The following is a 19,025-nucleotide window of genomic DNA, read 5'->3' as shown; positions in this document are numbered from 1 at the left end:
TGCGAATGGCGGCTATTATGCACTTGTCGCGCTGAAACGGACGCTCTGCAATCGGCCAGTCACAGGCATCCAAAATAGGAAAGCAGACTGGCAGCACTTGGGGATGCGAAATGCGCGGCTAAGCGTCTGCGATGGGTCGTAGCAAGCCCTAACCGATTGAGCCGGCAGGCGCATGCGCTCCAGGCTTGCCGCTGGATCGGCATCTGTCAGAACAATAGATGACCTTATCCCAGTCGCGTTCCCACTTCTTGCGCCAGCTAAACGGACGCTGACACACAGGGCAGGTTTTTGACGGGAGTTCCGATTTCCTTTGCATGCGGGGCATCAGCAGCGTCTTTTTCGGCTGTCGTGTGCAAAGATGACCTGTTCCGGGCGTTTAGTCATCTGATACGATCTCAATCCGGGGAACCTGAAACAACGCATGACCATCCTCATCCCTATCCTCGGCGACCAACTCAGCCACGAATTGGCATGCTGTCTGTAATCGACGCGATTCGGGCTATGCCCTGCACAATGCCTGTAAACATGGACGTTTCTCTATCCGGAAAATGGCCGCCGTATCATCGAGTTATTCTCAAGGCATATGAAGCACGACTGCACGAGTCGACAATCAGGCGATAAGCGCCATATCCGCGCCTATGGATAGCCCGCTTCCTTCTGGTGGCGGACGGCTAGGATCGCCACGGTCTCGCCATCGAGGCGATAGAGGGCGACATAGCCGCTGTTGCCGAAGTCGATCAGCTTTTCCCGATAGTCAGGGTCCATGTCCTCCACGGGACGGCCGATGCGCGGTGATGCAGCCAGAATCCTGACCCCGGCCCGGATCGTTGCAACCGCGCGGGTCGCGGCTTCGGCGTCCTTGGGCAAGAGCCAACGATAGAGCCGCTGAACATCGGCCATCGCATTCGGCGTCCAGATCAGCCGTGACACTTGGGCGGTTCCGCATCCTCGCCCGCTTCGAGCTTCGCCAACCAGGCGTCGGCTTCCTCAAGCGTCAGATGCAAGCCCGTCTGCTGGTATTCATCCCATGCCCGTATGGCGTCCTGCCGGAACGCCTCGCGCTTTTCCTCACGTTCGACATATTGTGCGATGGCTTCGCGCATGATCCAATGCGAGCTACGCCGCCGCACTTCGGCCAGGTGCTGGACGCGCCCCTTGAGGGCATCATCGAGCTTGATTGATGTTGCCGCTGCCATAGCGCGACCTCCATAGCAAAAGGTATTACCTTGCGCTAACATAACCTCTCTGGGCTGCGTCGTCCATCCTCAGCGCCTACGGCCGCGCCGAAATTGATGTGTTTTTCGGCAGGCCTTCAGATGTCGAAGCGAGTTGGAATAGCCATGCGGCTCACTCCACGTTTAACAAAGCTCATTTGTAGCCGCTCGCGTGATGCCTTACGTTTTGTGATCAAAACTCGGGGCGAAGCCAATGGCAGAAAATTTAAAATCAAAAGATGATTTGGCGATCGAGTTTCAGCGAGACATTGATGGTCTGGTTTATTCATTCAATCGCGATGGCGAGCGAAACGGCAAGCCAAAATGGCGTCGTGTAGATTTAAATCTAGAATTGCATTGGTCGGATAATTGGGGCTGGATTATTACAGACGAAGATGGAAATCTTCTGTCTGTCTCGTGGGAGAGGGGAAAGGATCAGCAAGGAAATACGCCTCCTGATGGCGTCTGGGTGAGCAGAAAAGGCTCTAAGTCTTATGTCTACGGCCTGAGATATGTGGGCGCAGCAGTGACGGTATAGCCGCGATGCCGGAATGGAACACCAAGTGGCCGAAAATCAGGCGATAGCGCACCGTAGCCTATCCGCAATCGTGGCGGCTAGCCCGATCCTCAGAACAATCCTAGATCGCTGGGCCTCCATCGACCTGCCCGACTGCTGGCTATCGGGTAGCGCCATCGCGCAAACAGCATGGAACGTCGCGTTCGGCCTGTCGCCGGAATATGGCCTTGCCGACATCGATTTGGTCTATTTCGATGACACCGACCTGTCCGAGGAAGGCGAGGCCCGTCAGGCGGCCCGCATCCGCTATCTGTTCCCTGATCTGCCTATATGGATCGACGCCAAGAACGAGGCGCGCGTCCATCTTTGGTATGAGGCGAAGTTCGGCTATCCAATCCTGCCCTATCAATCGAGTGAACATGCTATTTCCACCTTCCCAACGACAGCGGGAGCGGTCGCGATTCGGCCTGGTGTTGCGGGCCTCTCGATCTTTGCGCCCTTCGACTTGAATGATCTCCTGAGCTGCACGGTGCGGCCTAACAAGGCGCAGATTACCCAAGATATCTATGAGGCGAAGGTCGCGCGCTGGCGGGCCTGCTGGCCCGCGCTAACGGTCATCGATTGGCACAAAAATTAGGTCCTCTCGATCCAGCTTGCACGGAAAACAGGTGTTTTCCGGCGGCTTCGTGCAATGGCAGCTATCTTCGACCTCCCGCCGCAAACCTGCCAGTCTCCTTACGGCCAAGCTTGGGCATCCAGAATGGGTAAGCGACGGGCCGCTCCTAGGGATTGAAAAATTGAGGCTGAGGCTCTGATTTGCGTCGTAGTACCCCGCTTAATCCGCCTTTGCGCGAATGAAGCCCCGAACATCACGCGTCACATCAGCGAAGGTCTTGCCGTCGAGATACAGCATGTGCCCGGAAGCATAATGGCGGCTGATAAGATTCGACCGGAGTGTGGGCGGCAGGTAAAGATGGGCCAGATCAAATTCGGTCGCGAAAAAGGGCGTCGAGAGGTCGTAATAGCCGCTCAGCGAGAGGACCCGCATCTGCGGTGCGCGGCGCATGGCAGCGCCCAGATCGATGGCGACATTGGCCATCGCATTCTGGCGCGGGCCGCCCGGCGGCATATGACTCCAGTCCCAGACCGGAAAGAGCTTAGGCGTGTTCACCACATAGTCGCCGTCCGGCGCATAGCCCAGGTCATGGGCAAGGTAGGCCGAGAAATTGGCGATGATCGCGCCTGAAATCGCATCGTCGGCCGGATCGCTCTGCGCCGTATCGGCCGCATTGTCCCCCTCGCTGCCGATAAAGCGCGTGTCGAACCCGCCCGTAACGGCGCCGCGATCCCGCAGCAGTTCCTTGCGGAAGCGGTCGGGCGACACATGCAGGTCGGCCTGGCGCAGATAATCGGGACTGAGGCCCGTCAGCGAAGCCATCTGCGCAATCACGGTTTCGCGCTCTTGCGCGCCGATATCCTGCCCCTTGGCTAGTGCGGCCGCATAAGGCCCTTGCGCGAACTGGCGCGCGCGGGCGACATGCGCCTCCAGTCCTGTGCCCCGGTCCACCTTGTCATGATACCAGGCGGTGGCGGCATAGCTCGGCAGATAATTGATATCCATCCGGTCGAGGCCGGGCGCGCGCTGGGCAAAATTGAGGATGGAGGACATGAGGATCACGCCATCTACCGGCATGCCGCTGTCGATCAGCCGGTAGGAAACCATCGCCGACCGGGTGGTGCCATAGGATTCGCCGAACAGATATTTGGGCGAGAGCCACCGATTGTTGATCTCGACATAGCGCCGGATCGCCTGAGTGAAGGCGGCAGCATCCTGGTCATTGCCCCCGGTAGGGCTTTCCTCCCTGAGGATCGAGCGTGCGCGAATAGCCCGTACCCACGGCGTCGAGGAAGACCATGTCGGTAGTGTCCAGCAGGCTGTCGGGATTGGGCGCGACACGCGGCATGCGACCGCCGCCTTTCCTTCCCTGCGCCTCGACATCGACCGGCACCCGCACCGGCGCGAAGGAGGCCATGTGCAGCCATATGCTGGAGGATCCCGGACCGCCATTGTAGAAGAAGGTGACGGGTCGCCGCTCCCCTGCTTTTGGCGCGACCGTGTAGGCGACATAGAAGAGGCTCGCCCCCGGCTTTCCCTGCTTGTCCTTGAGCAGCAAGGTGCCTGCGGTCGCGGCGTAAGGCAGTTTCACGCCCTTTGTCGTGGTCAGGACATGGCTGGTGACCACCCGCTTTTCTGCCGCAGGTTCGGGCGCTTGCGCCTGCGCCGGTTTGTCGGCGGCGCAGAGCGAAGCCGTTGGCGACGCTAGTATGATTGCCGCGGTGGACGCGCTACGCAGGCTGCGCATCAGCGGGTCGTCGCATCATAGAAGCGATCGAGATCGACCTTGAGCTTCCGCGATGCCGCCTCGTCCACATAGGTCATATGGCCGGACTCATAGTAGGAGAAGCTGATATTCTGGCGCAGATTGGGCGTCAGATAGAGGTGCGAGACATCGAATTCCGCACCGGCAAACGGCGTTGCCAGATCATAGAGCCCCGCAATCACCATCACTTTGAGATTGGGATTGCGCTGCATGGCGCCGGCGAGGTCGAGCGCAGTGTTGGGAACCGGAATGGGCTCATCGATCCCTGGCGCCTTGTGATGATTGTCCCAGGCCGGCGCGATCACGCCATTATAGAGCGGCCGGTATTGCAGGTCCGGCTTGTAACCGATGTCACGCGCCAGATGATCCTGGAAAGTGGAAAGATGGGCACTGTTGACGCCTGCAGTCGCGGCGTCGTTGGTCGCTGGGTCATAGGAGCCGTCGCCGCTCACATAGGAGGCGGGCGCGGTGAAGCGGGTATCGAACCGGCCGATGATCAATCCCTGATCAGCCATCAGCGCGCTGCGATATTGTTCCATGCCGATGCGCAGCTTGTTCTTCTTGAGGAAGTCGACCGACAGGCCGACATAGCCGCTGAGCGTGCGGGCCACGGCGTCCATCTCCTCGGCCGACAGACGGTCGCCCTTCAGCAGCGCGGAGGCATAGGGGCCAAGGGCGAAGGCGCGGACCTCGTCGAGATAGGCCATCAGGTCTGCCGGGTGGGTCGCCGATTTGCCATGATACCAGGCCGTCGCCGCGAAGGAGGGCACTCGTCCGATATCCTCCAGATCGACGCCGGGAAGGCCGGTGCCCGAATTGAGGATGGTCGACATCAGCACGACGCCGTTGAAATCCATCCCCTGATTCTGGAGCTTGTAGACAAGGCCCGCCGACCGCGTGGTGCCGTAGGATTCCCCGAACAGGTAGCGCGGGCTGTTCCACCGGTCATTCTTGGTGATGTAACGGTTGATGGCGTGGGCGAAGGAATCGATGTCCGCGTCGACGCCCCAGAAGGCCTTTCCCTTGGTGTCGCCGATCGGCCGGGAATAACCGGTCCCGATCGCATCGATGAAGATGAGATCGGACTTGTCGAGCAGCGAGTAGGGATTGTCCTGCACCACATAAGGCGCCGGCAGGGTCGCCTTGGGCGTCAGCGTCGGCGGGCGCTTTGGCCCGAACCCGCCGACATTGAGCCAGAGGCTGGCCGAGCCGGGGCCGCCATTGTTGAAGAAGGTCAATGGCCGGGGCTTGCCCGCCCTTGCCCCCTGCGCGGTATAGGCGGTGTAGAAGATGCTGCCGCGCGGCACGCCATCATCATCGGTGATGATCAGCGTGCCAGCGCTCGCCTTGTAGGCGATGGTCCTGCCGTTGATCACCATCTTGTGATCGCGGCTGGCCAGTTCCTCGCTCGGGCCGGCCTCCTTCTGCCCCTCGGCAAGAGGCTCGCCAGCGCGCGCCCCGGGGACCTCGACGACAAGCGCCATTGCAACGCCCAGCGCCAGCATCGAAACAAAAGCCTTCATGGTAGGGAGCCTCATTTGCGCAGGGTCAGCGTCGCGCCGATCGTGCGCGGGCGGAAGGTCACATATTGATAGGGCAGCGTGTAATTCCCGTAGGTAGTACAGGCCGCGCCCTCACCGGTGGCGCAGCCGGTACGGCCGCCTTCATTACCCAGCACATCCTTGGAATTGAGCAGATTGTCGGCGAAGATCGAGAATTCCCAGCCATCGCGGCGCAGGCCGATCCGTGCCGTCATATAGTCGGTCGCCTCCGACATATAGGTATCGGGCGTGAAGCTGCCCGTGCCAGGACCAAAGCTGTTCTGGTAGCGGGAGGCATGTTGCCAGTCTGCCCGCAGATAGGCGCCATAGCTACCGATATCGAACCGATATTCGCCCGCGATGTTGAAGGCCCATTTGGGTACCGGCAGGCGATCGCCATCGCGGATATAGAGGGTGGATGAAGGGGCCGGGCCAACGACAGCCTGCGTATATTGCGCATCGGTATAGGCGACGAGGCCGCTCAGCGTGAAGCCATTGATCGGCTCCACCGATGCTTCGAGGTCAAAGCCCTTGGATACGGCCTTGCCGCCGTTGACGACATAGCCAAATCCGCAGGTCGGTAGGCCATAGCTTGCCTGGATATTGCTCCAGTCGATGTAGAAAGCGCTGGAGTTGAGGCTGAGCTTGCGATCGGACGAGCGCAGCTTCGCACCGACTTCATAGCTCCACAGCGAGTCCGCCTTGTAGGTCCCTGGCGTCGATGTGATACCGAGCGCCGCAAGATCCGCCCCGCAGCGCGAGGCCGGCGGTGGCTGGTTGACGCCGCCCACGCGGAAGCCCTTGGCTGCCGTCGCATAGAGCATGTTGGCACTGTCCAGCTGATATTGCAGACCGAATTTGGGGGTGACGGGCGTTTCTTTGACCTTGCCGTCAGTGAGGCCGCCATTGGCGGTGGTCGGGGTCAGGAAGCCGGCAAAGGTTCCGGCCGTGACCTGATGATAGCTGAATTTCTCCCGGCTGACGCGCGCGCCACCAATCAGCTTCAATTTGTCGGTGATCGCGAAATTAGCTTCACCAAAGACCGCCAGCGACTTTTCCTTCAGGTCCTGATCGCGATGATAGGTGATATTGCCAGGTTCGACCGGCACGCCGAAAATGGCCTGCGCCGGGGCGCCGAACACGGCCTGCGTCAGATCGTCCAGATTGGCGACGATATGATAGTTGGAATTATTCTTGTAGGTGGCGAAGAAGCCGCCCACCACCCAGTTGAAGCGGCCGTTGCCGTCATTGGCGACGCGGACTTCCTGGGTGACACCGGTGCGCTTATTCTCGTAGATCGGGGTCGAGCGATAGCTTTCGATGTCTGCAACGAAGGGAAAACCGCCCTGGAAATTGCCCGGCTCGATATAGCTATAGTCGGACCGCCCATGGGTGCGGTCGCTGATATAGCTGGAGACCGAGGTCAGCGTGGTGCCGCCGATGTTGAGCTCTGCCTTCAGCGACGGCAGGAAGATGCGCGAGGTGCGCGGCTGCCTGGCGACGCAGCGCGGTGTGCTGGCGGCGTAATTATCACCCACATTGCAGTTGGCGCCCGTCTGATAATCGCCATAGACGGCAGCGGGATATGTGAAACCATTGAGCGTGGTTTCCGGCACGGTGTTCCAGGCCGTATCGGCATCATGCTGCTCACTCAGCGCATAATAGACCGAAGGCATCAGGCTGAAATTCTCGGTCGGCTTGAAGAGCAGAGCGCCGCGCAATGCCCAGTCGTCCGAACTGTTCGTGTCCTTTGCAAGCGTGTCGCCGGTGAAACGATCGACATGATCGATATAACCCGCCGTGTGGCGCTGCCACATGCTGACGCGGATACCGAGCCGGTCCTCGATCAGCGGGCCACCAAGCGCAATGCCAAGATCATGATTGACGCCGCCATCCTGGACGAAACCGACTTCCGCACGGGCATAGGCAGACATTTTCTCGAGGCTGGGTTCAGGCGTGATGAAGCGGATCGTCCCGCCGAGTGACGAACCGCCATAAAGCGTCCCCTGCGGGCCGCGCAGCACTTCGACCCGTTCCAGATCGAACAGCGCCGGGACCGGCGTGCCGCTGCCCGAAATGCCGATCGCATTGCGTTTCTGGAGCGGGGCATCATCCAGATAGACGCCAGTCGTCTGCGCGCCGGTTGACGAGGCCACGCCGCGGATCGAGATGCTGGGCACGCGATCGGCCGTCGTCGACGTCTGCATCGAGAGCGCGGGAACCGTGCGGACGATGTCGGACACGCTGCGGATGCTGCGACGATCGAGTTGCTCCTGCGGCATCGCCTGCATGCTGATCGGCACACGGTTGAGGGTGGTTGCCGTCTTGGTGGCGGTCACGATGATTTCGCCGCCGGTGCCGGGCTCTGCTTGGACTGTCGATGCGTCGGCCGCCTGAAAGGCACGAGGGGCGGTCCAACTGCTGGCGGCGCGTCCCGGCTGCAAGGTGCGCAAGGCCACCGGCGTTGTGGCGGCACGGGCCCGCGGTTTCAAAGTGATGGCCGCCCCATTATCGGCAACGATTTCGAGATTAGCGTCGGCGATCAGGCGGCGCAGTGCCGCCCGGGTGTCAAAGACACCCATGATGGCCGGTGACCGGACACCGGCAAGCTGATCGGCCGGCGCGATGATCTGGATGCCGCTCTGCCGGGCGAACATCGGCAGCGTCATGTTGATATTGCCGGCGGGCACATTGAACTTGCGATCCTGCGCCTGCGCGCTGCTGGATGCGATCGCGGCAGTCAGGCTGGCACCGATTAGCAGGCTCTTCATCGTCATCGAACGGTTCATTGTCTGGCCCCCAGCCGCTCCCCGGACGCGGCGCATGGATCGGGCCTTTCAGACCGGTTTCGCATCCTCCCTGTTCCCGTTCCCCCGGGATTTTGCCGCCTAGATGCACGAGCGCGATTTTTCCCCCAGTGCCTGATTGCACTTTTTTGACATGCGATCGGACATGGCACTTTTTGGATCCGTACATGGCGTGTCTGCGCAGTTCGCTCGTCATGGGGGTTGCCGAACATGACCGATATTTCCGACGATCGCGCCTTCTGGCTGTCACGGCACATCCTGCCGCACGAGGGTAGCCTGCGCGCCTGGCTAAGCCGGCGCGTTCATATCGGCTTCGACATCGATGACGTCATTCAGGAGGCCTATTCCCGGCTCGTCATGCTCGAGACGGTCAGCCAGATCACCAATCCGCGTGCCTATCTTTTCCAGACTGCCCACTCGATCATCCTCCAGGATTTGCGGCGATCCCGGATCGTGCCGATCGGCTCGATCCATGAGATTGGCGCGCTCGAACTGGAGGCGTCCGAGCCTCTCCCCGACCAGCTGGTCGACGAACGCATGGAACTGGAGCAGGTAGCCGCTGCGATCGAAGCACTGCCCCGTCGCTGCCGTGAGGTTTTCATGCTGCGTAAGGTTCAGGGCTTGTCCCAGCGCGATGTAGCCACCCGGCTTGGCATGTCGGAAAGCACGGTTGAAAAGCATGTCGCCAACGGTATTGGCAAATTATTGGATTTCTTCGCGCATAGCGGAAAATGGAGCGCTCGTGCATCAAGGGCACGCAAACGAGACAGTCGTCGCCATGAAAAGAGACAGTAGCGCAAATATTGGCGATGCAGCGGCGCGATGGGCTGCGCGCATTGATCGCGCACCTCTGGCGCCCCATGAGCAGGTGGAGCTTGACGCCTGGCTGGCTAGCGACACCCGCTGTCCGGGCGCCTTCATGCGCGCCCGCGCTGCCTTGCTGCGCATGGACGCAGCACAAGCCCTGGGCCCGGATTTTACGCCGCAAGCGCCGCGCCTGCACTTGTCACGCCGCAATGTTCTTGCCGGATCAGGCGGCCTCATCGCAGCTTCGCTCGGCGCATTCCTTTTCTGGCCTCGATCGCAGATCTATCGCACCGAAACAGGCGAAGTCCGGCTTATTCCGCTCGATGACGGATCGATCGCAACGCTCAACACGCAGAGCGAGATGGAAGTCCTGTTTACCCGGGAGAAGCGCCTGGTGCGCCTGATACGGGGAGAAGGCTATTTCGAAGTCGCCAAGGACAAGGCGCGACCTTTCATCGTCACCGCCATGGGCGCACAAGTCCGTGCAGTCGGCACTGCATTTACCGTCCGAACATTGCCCGATCGTGCCGTGGATGTGCGCGTCCAGGAGGGGATCGTCGAAGTCGGCAAACCTGCACACGCCAGTCAAGCCGTCAGAATGGCAGCGAATATGGAAGCAAGGATCGGGGACGACGCAAATCGCATTGCTCCCCTTGCTATCACCCCGGACAATGTACAGCGCGACCTTCTATGGCGGGAAGGACGCCTGAGCTTCGAGAGCGAGACGCTCGCGAATGCCGTTGCAGAGTTCAACCGCTACAACCACACCCCGATCATCCTGGCCGACGAGGGCATCGGCAAAAGGCATGTGACGGGCCTTTTCTCGGCGACCGATCCTCAAGGCTTTGCTGAGGCCATCGCCCTAAGCATGGACCTCAGCGCTCGGTCGAACGAAAAACAGATCGTGATTGAGAGCCGCTGAGTTGTCCACGATCCAGCATCTCCTTGGACACTGCTCAGTTGAGCTAGCGCGGAAAACCCAACCCTCTACGACCCCGTCGACGTCCAAACATGAGGAAAATCCCGTTGATAACGGACGGTCCGCTGGTGAGAGACGCGAAATGGCGGCCGAAAGGCTGGAATGGGTCGGGCGCGGACAAGCTTCAAATCCCGATGCCAAGTGCAAATTGTAGTTACGAAAAGCGATTGACCACAAACCAAATTGTAACTACAAAAAACCATGATCACCGTATGGGATGAACCGAAACGGCAAGCGAACTTCGTCAAGCACGGGATCGATTTTGCTGATGTGGGCGAAGGATTCTTCCTCTCCGCTCTGGTCATTCCTGCGAAGGACGGACGCTTTGCCGCCATCGGTGAATGAACGGCACGATCACGGTGGTTTTCGCTGTGCTGGGCACCGAAGGCGTCTCGATCATCTCTGCCCGCCCGGCCAGCATTACTGAACGGAGGCTCCTGCCATGGCCGACCCGAAACATGCCGCTCCCGGATACACCCAGGCCGATATGGATGCGGTCAGCAATAACCCTGAATGGACAGCCGAGGACTTCGCGAGGGCAAAGCCTTTCGCTGAGGCCTTCCCGGACCTCGCAAAGACAATTCGCGCACGCGGTCCGCAGAGGGCCCCGAAAAAGGTCAGCACCACACTGCGCCTTTCGCCCGAGGTGATCGAGCATTTCAAATCCGGCGGTCCCGGTTGGCAGTCGCGGATCGATGCAGCCCTCAAGGATTGGGTGGCTGCGCACTGACGCCGATTGCCCCATCCTTTTGGCAGGGCGATGGCAAGCTGTCGATCCCCTGCTGGGGAGCCGAGATCGGTTACTGAGCGACCGGCTGGGGCGACTGCAGCACCCAACGAAAGAGAACGTAAACGAAACGATAGCGCAAGATCGGGTTGCATCAAACGAGCGCACAGCCAATGATCCCGCCGTCGCCACTACCTCGGTGCAGCAGACGGGCTCCAACGTCGCTCAAACTCGCCCGTCCATATCAACCTCCCCCGTAAGGGTTAACGGGTCGGCCTGCACATCGTCCTTTTCGAGGATTGCTCAGCGTTCACTCACGTTACGGCCTGTACGCTCGCACGGTCACTACGTGACCGTCATCCGGGGGCTTCAGACATTTCGTCACCTCCATGCCTGCCCCGGTTGCTTCCGGCTGGAGCATCGCCGGGCGGGCCTTTCACCCGCTAGAAAGTGCCGCCTTTGCACGGCGCACACCCAAATCGGACGCTCAGCGATCAATTCTGGGGCCTTGGGTGCTGACCGTCCGGTTTCAGCCAGTATTGGGTATCCGAAATGGCATAGTTACCCCGTCCACCTGTGAGCCGAACATCGACGGCTAGATGGCCCGCACAGGCTTACGCCGGCCATTGATATCGGGTTGGCGGGGCAAGTCGCGAAAAGCCGCGGAAGTGGCGATGGTCCAGGCAGGAAAAGCCGTCAGTGCCGCTGCAGCTATCATTCATTGCCGCAAAGATCGCATCGGTCGTTCTTGCTTGGTCCTGGGGCGACGCGTGTCTGGAGGCTCAAGCTGTGAAGGGAAAGAAAAATACCGGCCCGCGACAGGTGCAGATGTCGCGGGCCGATAGGGGAGAGGCTCTTAGAACTTGCCCTGCAGTCGCACGCCATAAGTACGGGGCGCTGAGAATTGGTAGAAGTTGGTGCCGGTGAAGGAGCCGATGCTGGCGCCGGTAAGGATCACCGAGTTGGTGAGGTTGCGACCATATGCCTGCAGGCTCCACGCGCCATTCGGTGCCGTGTAGGTCAGGCTGGCGTCGACGGTCTCATAGGCCTTCTGACGGTCGTTCGGATTATTGTAGAAGGTCAGATAGGATTCGGTGCGCCAGGTCGCCTGGACGCGCGGCGTGATGTTGCCGCCATTGGCCAGATCGAACACATGTTCATAGCCGCCAGACAGCGCCCAGTCCGGCGCCTGGATCAGGCGGTTGCCAGCCAAGTCGACATTGACGCCGCCGGTGTTGACCTCGAACGTCTTAAATCGGGCGTGCAACCAGTTGATCGACAGGTCGACCGAGTCATTGTTGCTCGCCTTCCATTCGATCTGCGCTTCCAGGCCCTTGACGCGGGAACTGCCCGCGTTCAGCACCTGCACACCCTGGTTCGTGGTCTGGCTGACCTGCTGGTCGCTATAATCATAGAGGAAGCCTGTCAGGTTCAGCTGCAGGCTGTTGTCCAGAAGGCGGTTCTTTGATCCGATCTCATAGGCGATCACCGTTTCCGGGCCATAAGCATTGATCGATGTGAAGCCGCCAGATTTGTAGCCCTTGTCTACCTTCGCGTAGATCAGGTTGCGCGGGGTTGCCTGATAATCCAGCCCGATATGGTAGGAGATGTCACTATCGCGCGAGCGGTCGTCGGTCGGCGCATAGTTCAGCACCGGCTGGGTGGCCGGAGGGTTGGCGAGGCTTGGACCGTTAAACGCATAGCCGGTGCGGGTCTTGGTGTCCTGTGACCAGCGGATGCCGGCGCTGGCCTTCAACTGATCAGTAAAGGCATAGGAAAGCTGACCGAAGGCGGCCTTCGACTTGACGCCGACATCATAATGATAGTCGCGCAGCAGGACGATATCGCCATTGGGGTTGACGTAATTTTGCGAGCGGACCTGCAGGTCCTGCTTATAATAATAGAGGCCTGTCTGCCAGGTGAAGGGGCCGTCATTGTTCGACGACAGGCGCAGCTCATGGCTATAGTCGTCAGAAAATTCGCCGGCGTGGAAGACATATGACTTCGTCGCGGTGCCGTCATTATCGAAGGTCTGGTCCTTGTTGACGCCGACATAGCCGAACAGATAGGTCAGCTTGGCGGGGCCGAAGTCATAATCGACCTGCGCCGATGCGGTCTTGCGCGTCAGATTATAGTCATTGTCGAAGTTGAGCGGGACGTTGGACACTTCGTCCGGATCGGTCGGCGGGGTTGGGCGGGTCGTGGGATAGCCCGCCTGCACCGGGCCGAAGCCGGTCTGCTTGAGATAGCCGCCCGACAGCAGCACGCTCAAATTGCTGGTCGGCTTGAACAGCAATTGCAAGCGACCGCCGCGCGAATTTTCGTCATCGCCGCGACGGCCATTGCCTACGCTGCGATAGCCTTCGTGGTCGCGGCTGATGCCCGACGCGCGGATCGCCAGCGTGTCTGACAGCGGCACATTGACCGCGCCTTCGATGTTGATTGTGTTGTAGTTGCCGGCATCAACGGCCGCATAGCCACCGAAGTCGTCGAACTGCGGGCGTTTCGAGATGACGTTGATGACGCCGCCGGTTGCGTTGCGACCATAGAGCGTGCCCTGCGGACCGCGCAGCACTTCGATCCGATCAAGGTCGAAGAAGGCGGCGTTCATACCGGCCGGGCGCTGCAGGAAAATGCCGTCCATATTGATCGCGACGGCGGGATCGCCGATTTCCGAGGTGTCGCGGCCCGATACGCCGCGCACGGTAACGATCGTATTCGCGCCCGACTGGCCGAACTGTACGCCCGGCGCGACCGCTTGCAGCGATTCCATGTTGGCAACGCCATTCCTGGCAAGCTTGTCCGACGTCATCACGTCAATGGCGATCGCCGTTCTCTGGACGTTCGCTTCGCGCTTTTCGGCGGTAACGACGATATCGGCCAGTCCGACTGCGCCATCTTGCTGTGCGGCGGGTGCGCTGTCCTGCGCATGCGCGGTAAGCGGCATGGCAGCAGCGAGCGCCAGCAGGCTGACGGCGTGAAATGTGCGAAATGCCTTCATGACTCAGAACCTCTCCCTGATGAGCGATGGGTCGCCCTTTTCAATGGGGTGTTCGCTAGGTCAGAGCAGGCCGCGCCGTCAACGATTTGTATCCCGAATTGTCCGGAAGCTGCGCTTAATGTTGATTTATCGCATAATCCGCCTCGAATGGGATACAAAATATTGACGAGTAAGGGTGCTTCTCCTAGCCCGGCATGCGAAAGGATATGGGTCCGTAGCTATCCATGAGGTCCTTGGACAAATAATGAGGAGCGGGTGATGGGAGACGATAACAGCGCTGCGAGCCAGGCGCGCCGACGCTATCTGTTAATTGCGCTCGTCTTTTTCGGCACCGTCCTCAGCTATGTCGACCGCCAGGTTCTGGCGCTTCTCAAGCCGACGCTGGAGGCAACCTTTCATTGGAGCGACGAGGATTTTGCGCATCTGGGGTCCGCTTTCAGCCTCGCAATGGCGACGTCCGTCCTTTTTTCCGGTTGGCTGGTCGATCGCTTCGGTGTGCGGATCGCCTATGGCTGGGCGGTCGCGATCTGGAGCCTTGCCGGCATGGCGCATGCCGCCGCGGCGACGGTCACGCAATTCGTCCTGGCGCGGGTGACGCTGGCGCTGGGCGAATCGGTCTCCGGCCCGGCGACGGTCAAGGCAACGGCGCAATATCTGCCTTTGCGCGAGCGCTCCTTCGGCCTTGGCATCATCACGACGGCACCCAGCATCGGCGCAATCATGACGCCGCTGGTGATCCCGCCCGTTGCCGTGCTGTTCGGCTGGCAGTCAGCCTTTCTGTTGACCGGTGGCCTTGGCGTCATCTGGGTTTTCCTGTGGGTGGTCGGCACCCGCCATCTGCGTGCCCCCAGAGCGGTTTCCGTTGCGCCTGCGAAGGCCGGCGTAGACTGGGCTGCGCTCTTTTCCGACCGGCGCACCTGGGCGATTACGGGATCGAAAGCGATGGCCGACATGGTCTGGTGGTTCCTGCTGTTCTGGATTCCGGACCTGTTCAGCAAGATGTTCGGCCTGAGCCAGGCGCAGATCGGCGGGCCCGTGGCGTTGACCTATGCGATGGCGGCGCTGGGCGCGCTGGCAAGTGGCGGCCTTTTCCCTATGTTTCTGCGCAAGGGCCTGTCTTTCAACGCGGCCCGCAAATTGTCGATGCTGTGCTTCGCCGTGCTGATCCTGCCGCTGCCGCTGGCGCTGTTCACGGGCAGCCCCTGGGCGGCGGCGGCGATCATCGGCGTTGCGCTGTTCGCGCATAATGGCTTCGTCACCAACATCTTTGGCGTCACCGGCGATATCATCCCTCTGCAGCGCGTCGGCACGGTGACAGCGCTCAGTTCGGTTGCCGGCAATCTCAGCGGCATGGGCATGATCGAGTTTGCCGGGTGGTCGCTGACCAACGGGCATGGCTATTGGCCAATGTTCGCGGTGGCCTCGGTCGCTTATCTGGCAGCGACCCTGTTCCTGCATCTGGTTGTACCCAGCATCGTCCCGGTACATGACATGCCGGGCGCGGCCGGCTGAGGCGGAGGGAGGGGCGCATGCCTGCGGCGTTGACAGCCGCCCGATAATCCCGCTCTGGTCCATCGCATGAGCAACACGACGCTGGAAAATACTCTCAAGGAAATGATCCTGCGCGAAGAGTTTGCGCCGGGCGAACGGCTGACCGAGGCGGGGCTTGCCGAGCGGCTGGGCGTGTCGCGCACGCCGGTCCGCAACATTCTGCCGCTGCTCGCCGCCGAGGGGTTCCTCAGTCCGGTGGGCAAGCGCGGCTATGTGGTCAGCGCGTTCAGCGAGCGGGAGATCTACGAAGCGCTGGATTTGCGCGCGACGCTGGAAGGCTGGGCCGCGCGCGCGATTGCCGAGCGCGGCGCCGATCCCGATCTCTTGCGGCAGTTGGACGCGTGCCTGGCCGAGGGCGACGCGATCTTTGAGAAGCATCATCTCGATCGCGAGGATGAACTGCAATATGGCCGGATGAACGAGCGCTTCCATCAGTTGATGATCGATGGCTGCCAGTCGCCCATATTGTCGATGTTCATCGAGCGGCTGAACAATGTTCCCTTCGTCGCGCCGTCGGTGATTGTCTTCGACCAGGTGGGATTGCGCCACGCTTTCACCATGCTGCATCGGGCGCATGGCTTTCACCACGCGATCGTCGACGCGGTGCGCAAGGGCGACGGCGTGCGCGCGGAAATGCTGTTTCGTGAACATGCCAATCATCAGCGGGTGAGCATGTTCGAACGCCGCAAGGCGGAGCAGGCGCCGAGCGCCGATACACCTCAAAAGCCGGAGCCGAGGCGTCGCCGCAAGCCCGCGAATGTCTGATATCGTATTTTGGGATCCTGAACTGCGATAATTGTCGGAAAAAGTCTGGATTTTTCTACGTAACGTATCCTAAATTCATGACGGGCATGTCGACGGCTTTGGCCGTCGGCAGGCGGCGATGTTCCGTGTGCCGCTGCTGCATCTGCCCGAGGCGAATCCAGACAGAAGCGAGACAAGCATGCCGTCCTCCCGTCCTCCTTTCCGCGCCGATCATGTCGGCAGTCTCCTTCGGCCCCAGGCCCTGCGCGAGGCGCGCGCGCGCTGGCAGGCCGGGGAGATCGATCGCAGCGCGCTCGCCGCAGTCGAGGACAGGGCGATCCGGGATATCATCGCGCTACAGGAATCGGCCGGCCTTCAGAGCGTGACGGACGGCGAGTTTCGCCGCACCGCCTGGCATCTCGACTTCCTGACCGGCTTCGAGGGCATCGACGCGACGGGCGAGGGCTATACGGTCAGTTTCAAGAGCGCCGATGGGCAGGTGGCCTCCACCTCCTCGATGCTGCGCGTTACCGGCAAGATCACGCGCCCCAAACCGATCATGGTCGACCATTTCGACTTTCTGAAGGCGAACACCAGCCGTACCGCCAAATTCACCATCCCGTCTGCCACCTATATCCATATGCGCGGCGGCCGATCCGTGGTGGACGCTACCGCCTATCCAGATATGGACGAATTCTGGTCGGACCTTGCAAACGCCTATCAGCAGGAAGTGGCGGATCTGGCGGCTGCCGGCTGCACCTATCTGCAGATGGACGACGTGTCCTTTGCCACCATATGCGACGAGAATGTACGCGAACGGGTCCGCGCCGATGGCGAAAATCCCGATGATCTGCCCGCGCTCTATACCCGCATCGTCAATTCGATGGTCGCCAACCGGCCCGAGGGCATGGCGGTGACGGTGCACACCTGTCGCGGCAATCATCGCAGCATGTGGATGGCCGAAGGCGGCTATGAAGCGGTGGCCGAAGCGGTGTTCAGCGGGCTGGAGGTCGATGGCCTGTTCCTGGAATATGACACGAACCGTGCCGGTGGGTTCGAGCCGCTGCGTTTCGTGCCGAAGGGACGTCGCGTGGTGCTGGGCCTCGTGTCCAGCAAGGTGGCGGCGCTGGAGGATCGCGACCAGATACTGCGCCGCATCGATGAGGCGTCGAAGCACATCGACGTCGATCAGCTCTGCATCAGTCCGCAGTGCGGCTTCGCATCGACCGAGGCGGGCAATGCGCTGAGCGAGGATGACGAGAAGCGGAAGCTGGAACTGCTGGTCGATATCGCCACACAGGTCTGGGGCGAACTATAAGGCGTGCCGCGCGGGCGATGGCTGTCGCCCGCGCCTTATCCGCCTCATGCCACCGTGCGCGATGGCTCCGCTGTGCCGGGATCCACTGGCCGTAGCATCCACGGCGACAGGCTGTTGATACCCATGTCGATTTCTTTGAAGATTGCCGCCAGCGCGCCCAATTCTGTCGCACTATCCGCAATCTCGGCGACGCGGAATTCCGTGCCGGCACCTACCGCTTTCAGATTGATGATCTCGGAAGAGGCCCGCAATCCGCCCATGACGATGTCACCGGCATGGCCCAGCACGCCGCCGATCGCGATCACGCGCGGCCCCATCACCCGCACCACCGTCGCCAGCGCCTTGCCGAGCCGAAGTCCGGTTTCGGAGAGAACGCGCTGGCAGGCGGCGTCGCCATGCTGTGCGCTGTGAATCACCTCCTCCAGCGAGCGTTTGGGGGCACCCTGATCGGGAAGGGCATTCAGGATCGCGCGTTCGGTCGCCAGGCTGGTGAGGCAGCCCCGGCTGCCGCAGAAGCACAGGTCACCGGCATCCTCTATCACCATATGGCCGATCTCACCGGCAAGACCGGTGCCGCCATGATAGATGGCGCCGTTGATAACGAAGCCGCCGCCAATGCCCTGAGCGCAGGTGATGTTGAGGAAGTCGCTGCATCCTCGTCCGGCCCCCCAGGACCATTCGGCCAGCGCCGCCAGATTGGCGTCATTATCGACGACGACCGGGATGCGCAGATTTTTGACGAAATATTTCTGGATTTCGATCTGTTTCCAATGTGGCAGGCGTTGCCAGGCCCATGGCGCGATCGCACCCGTCGTCCGGTCGATCGGGCCCATGATAGCGATCGCCGCGCCGACCAGCGGCGCACCACGCTGCCGGGCGATCGCCGCCAGCCGGTGAATGAGGTCCAGCGCCATGGACGGGGTGGGGGCTGCGTCGCGATATTCTGGCAGATGGGTGGAAAGCAGGTCGGTCCGTTCCTGAACACTGAAGTCGAACAGAATGGCGTGCACCGCGCTTTCGGTCACAGTGACCGTGACGATCGATTCCTTCGTCGAAGCCAGACAGACCAGCGCTTCGCGCTTGTTCTTCCATTCATATTGGACCGCGCCCTGATCGCGCAGGGCTTGAGCGATATGATTGACGGTGGCGCGCGATAATCCTGTCGCGCGGGAAATCGTCGCCTGACTCGACGGGCCGGTCGCGCGCAGGAAATTCAGCACTTCCTGCACATTGCTGCTGCGATCGGCGCGTGCGCTGCGCTTGGGATTGTTGGAAGGAGCCGTCATGAACGCATGATGTGTCCTACCGGGTGGATCGTCAACAATGATTGTACGGAATACGATCAAATATGCAAAAGCCAACTTGTTATTGTTCGAGATAGTGCGCTGCGGCAGGTGAAAAATGGCGCGAAACTTCCCGCATTCTGGCTGGCTCAGCA

At 60.8% G+C, this 19,025-nt stretch carries 17 protein-coding genes; 9 read left to right on the top strand and 8 right to left on the bottom strand.

Features of this window, described 5'->3' with window-relative positions; genetic code table 11:
• Positions 1-148: 148 nt before the first annotated feature.
• From JQK15_RS21835 to JQK15_RS21825, 3 genes are all read right to left on the bottom strand, one after another.
• Entirely contained in the window at positions 149-325 is a 177-nt protein-coding gene (locus JQK15_RS21835) for a DUF2256 domain-containing protein (RefSeq protein ID WP_214867858.1), read from the bottom strand.
• Between the two features lie 311 nt (positions 326-636).
• A complete protein-coding gene (locus tag JQK15_RS21830; protein ID WP_214867856.1) occupies positions 637-900 on the bottom strand; it encodes a type II toxin-antitoxin system RelE/ParE family toxin in 264 nt (87 codons plus the stop codon).
• Between the two features lie 17 nt (positions 901-917).
• Positions 918-1,196, bottom strand: a complete 279-nt coding sequence (locus JQK15_RS21825) for a CopG family ribbon-helix-helix protein (RefSeq protein WP_214867854.1) — start codon at positions 1,194-1,196, stop codon at positions 918-920.
• 232 nt (positions 1,197-1,428) lie between these two features.
• On the opposite strand from JQK15_RS21825, the gene JQK15_RS21820 reads away from it, so the two are divergent.
• Both JQK15_RS21820 and JQK15_RS21815 read left to right on the top strand, forming a co-directional pair.
• Positions 1,429-1,752: a hypothetical protein gene (locus tag JQK15_RS21820; protein ID WP_214867852.1), complete on the top strand. Its 324-nt coding sequence runs from the start codon at positions 1,429-1,431 to the stop codon at positions 1,750-1,752.
• Between the two features lie 25 nt (positions 1,753-1,777).
• A complete protein-coding gene (locus JQK15_RS21815; protein ID WP_270093860.1) occupies positions 1,778-2,368 on the top strand; it encodes a nucleotidyltransferase family protein in 591 nt (196 codons plus the stop codon).
• Positions 2,369-3,566: 1,198 nt separating this feature from the next.
• Here JQK15_RS21815 and JQK15_RS21810 read toward each other — a convergent pair.
• From JQK15_RS21810 to JQK15_RS27325, 3 genes are read right to left on the bottom strand one after another with little or no spacing between them, the layout of a single operon-like run.
• Complete coding sequence (locus JQK15_RS21810; RefSeq protein WP_214867848.1) at positions 3,567-4,094, bottom strand: S10 family serine carboxypeptidase-like protein; 528 nt, start codon at positions 4,092-4,094, stop codon at positions 3,567-3,569.
• Entirely contained in the window at positions 4,094-5,635 is a 1,542-nt protein-coding gene (locus tag JQK15_RS21805; RefSeq protein ID WP_251007953.1) for a S10 family peptidase, read from the bottom strand. The genes JQK15_RS21810 and JQK15_RS21805 overlap by 1 nt, the downstream gene beginning before the upstream one ends.
• Before the next feature lie 11 nt (positions 5,636-5,646).
• Complete coding sequence (locus JQK15_RS27325; RefSeq protein WP_214867846.1) at positions 5,647-8,430, bottom strand: TonB-dependent receptor; 2,784 nt, start codon at positions 8,428-8,430, stop codon at positions 5,647-5,649.
• Between the two features lie 240 nt (positions 8,431-8,670).
• On the opposite strand from JQK15_RS27325, the gene JQK15_RS21795 reads away from it, so the two are divergent.
• The 4 genes from JQK15_RS21795 (at position 8,671) to JQK15_RS21780 (ending at position 10,976) form a co-directional block, all read left to right on the top strand.
• On the top strand, positions 8,671-9,255 hold the full coding sequence (locus tag JQK15_RS21795) for an RNA polymerase sigma factor (protein ID WP_214867844.1): 585 nt from the start codon (positions 8,671-8,673) through the stop codon (positions 9,253-9,255).
• Positions 9,239-10,189 carry a FecR family protein gene (locus tag JQK15_RS21790; protein ID WP_214867842.1) on the top strand — a complete coding sequence of 317 codons (951 nt, stop codon included), beginning with the start codon at positions 9,239-9,241 and terminating at the stop codon, positions 10,187-10,189. The genes JQK15_RS21795 and JQK15_RS21790 overlap by 17 nt, the downstream gene beginning before the upstream one ends.
• A 258-nt stretch (positions 10,190-10,447) precedes the next feature.
• Entirely contained in the window at positions 10,448-10,591 is a 144-nt protein-coding gene (locus JQK15_RS27035) for a BrnT family toxin (protein ID WP_251007952.1), read from the top strand.
• A gap of 97 nt (positions 10,592-10,688) precedes the next feature.
• A complete protein-coding gene (locus JQK15_RS21780; protein WP_214867840.1) occupies positions 10,689-10,976 on the top strand; it encodes a BrnA antitoxin family protein in 288 nt (95 codons plus the stop codon).
• Between the two features lie 853 nt (positions 10,977-11,829).
• Here JQK15_RS21780 and JQK15_RS21775 read toward each other — a convergent pair.
• The gene (locus JQK15_RS21775; protein WP_214867838.1) at positions 11,830-13,974 is read right to left on the bottom strand and encodes a TonB-dependent receptor; all 2,145 of its coding nucleotides are present in this window, start codon (positions 13,972-13,974) and stop codon (positions 11,830-11,832) included.
• 258 nt (positions 13,975-14,232) lie between these two features.
• Here JQK15_RS21775 and JQK15_RS21770 point away from each other — a divergent pair, with 258 nt between their 5' ends.
• From JQK15_RS21770 to JQK15_RS21760, 3 genes are all read left to right on the top strand, one after another.
• Positions 14,233-15,486: an MFS transporter gene (locus JQK15_RS21770; protein ID WP_214867836.1), complete on the top strand. Its 1,254-nt coding sequence runs from the start codon at positions 14,233-14,235 to the stop codon at positions 15,484-15,486.
• 66 nt (positions 15,487-15,552) lie between these two features.
• Positions 15,553-16,290, top strand: coding sequence for a GntR family transcriptional regulator (locus tag JQK15_RS21765; RefSeq protein ID WP_214867834.1), 738 nt, complete (start codon positions 15,553-15,555; stop codon positions 16,288-16,290).
• A gap of 178 nt (positions 16,291-16,468) precedes the next feature.
• Positions 16,469-17,587, top strand: coding sequence for a 5-methyltetrahydropteroyltriglutamate--homocysteine S-methyltransferase (locus JQK15_RS21760; RefSeq protein WP_214867832.1), 1,119 nt, complete (start codon positions 16,469-16,471; stop codon positions 17,585-17,587).
• Between the two features lie 44 nt (positions 17,588-17,631).
• Here JQK15_RS21760 and JQK15_RS21755 read toward each other — a convergent pair whose 3' ends face one another.
• Positions 17,632-18,873 carry an ROK family transcriptional regulator gene (locus tag JQK15_RS21755; protein ID WP_214867830.1) on the bottom strand — a complete coding sequence of 414 codons (1,242 nt, stop codon included), beginning with the start codon at positions 18,871-18,873 and terminating at the stop codon, positions 17,632-17,634.
• Positions 18,874-19,025 lie beyond the last annotated feature (152 nt).

This window comes from Sphingobium sp. BHU LFT2, from assembly GCF_018604485.1.
Classification (GTDB): Bacteria; Pseudomonadota; Alphaproteobacteria; order Sphingomonadales; family Sphingomonadaceae; genus Sphingobium; species Sphingobium yanoikuyae_A.
This window is presented reverse-complemented; position numbering and strand designations above follow the sequence as displayed.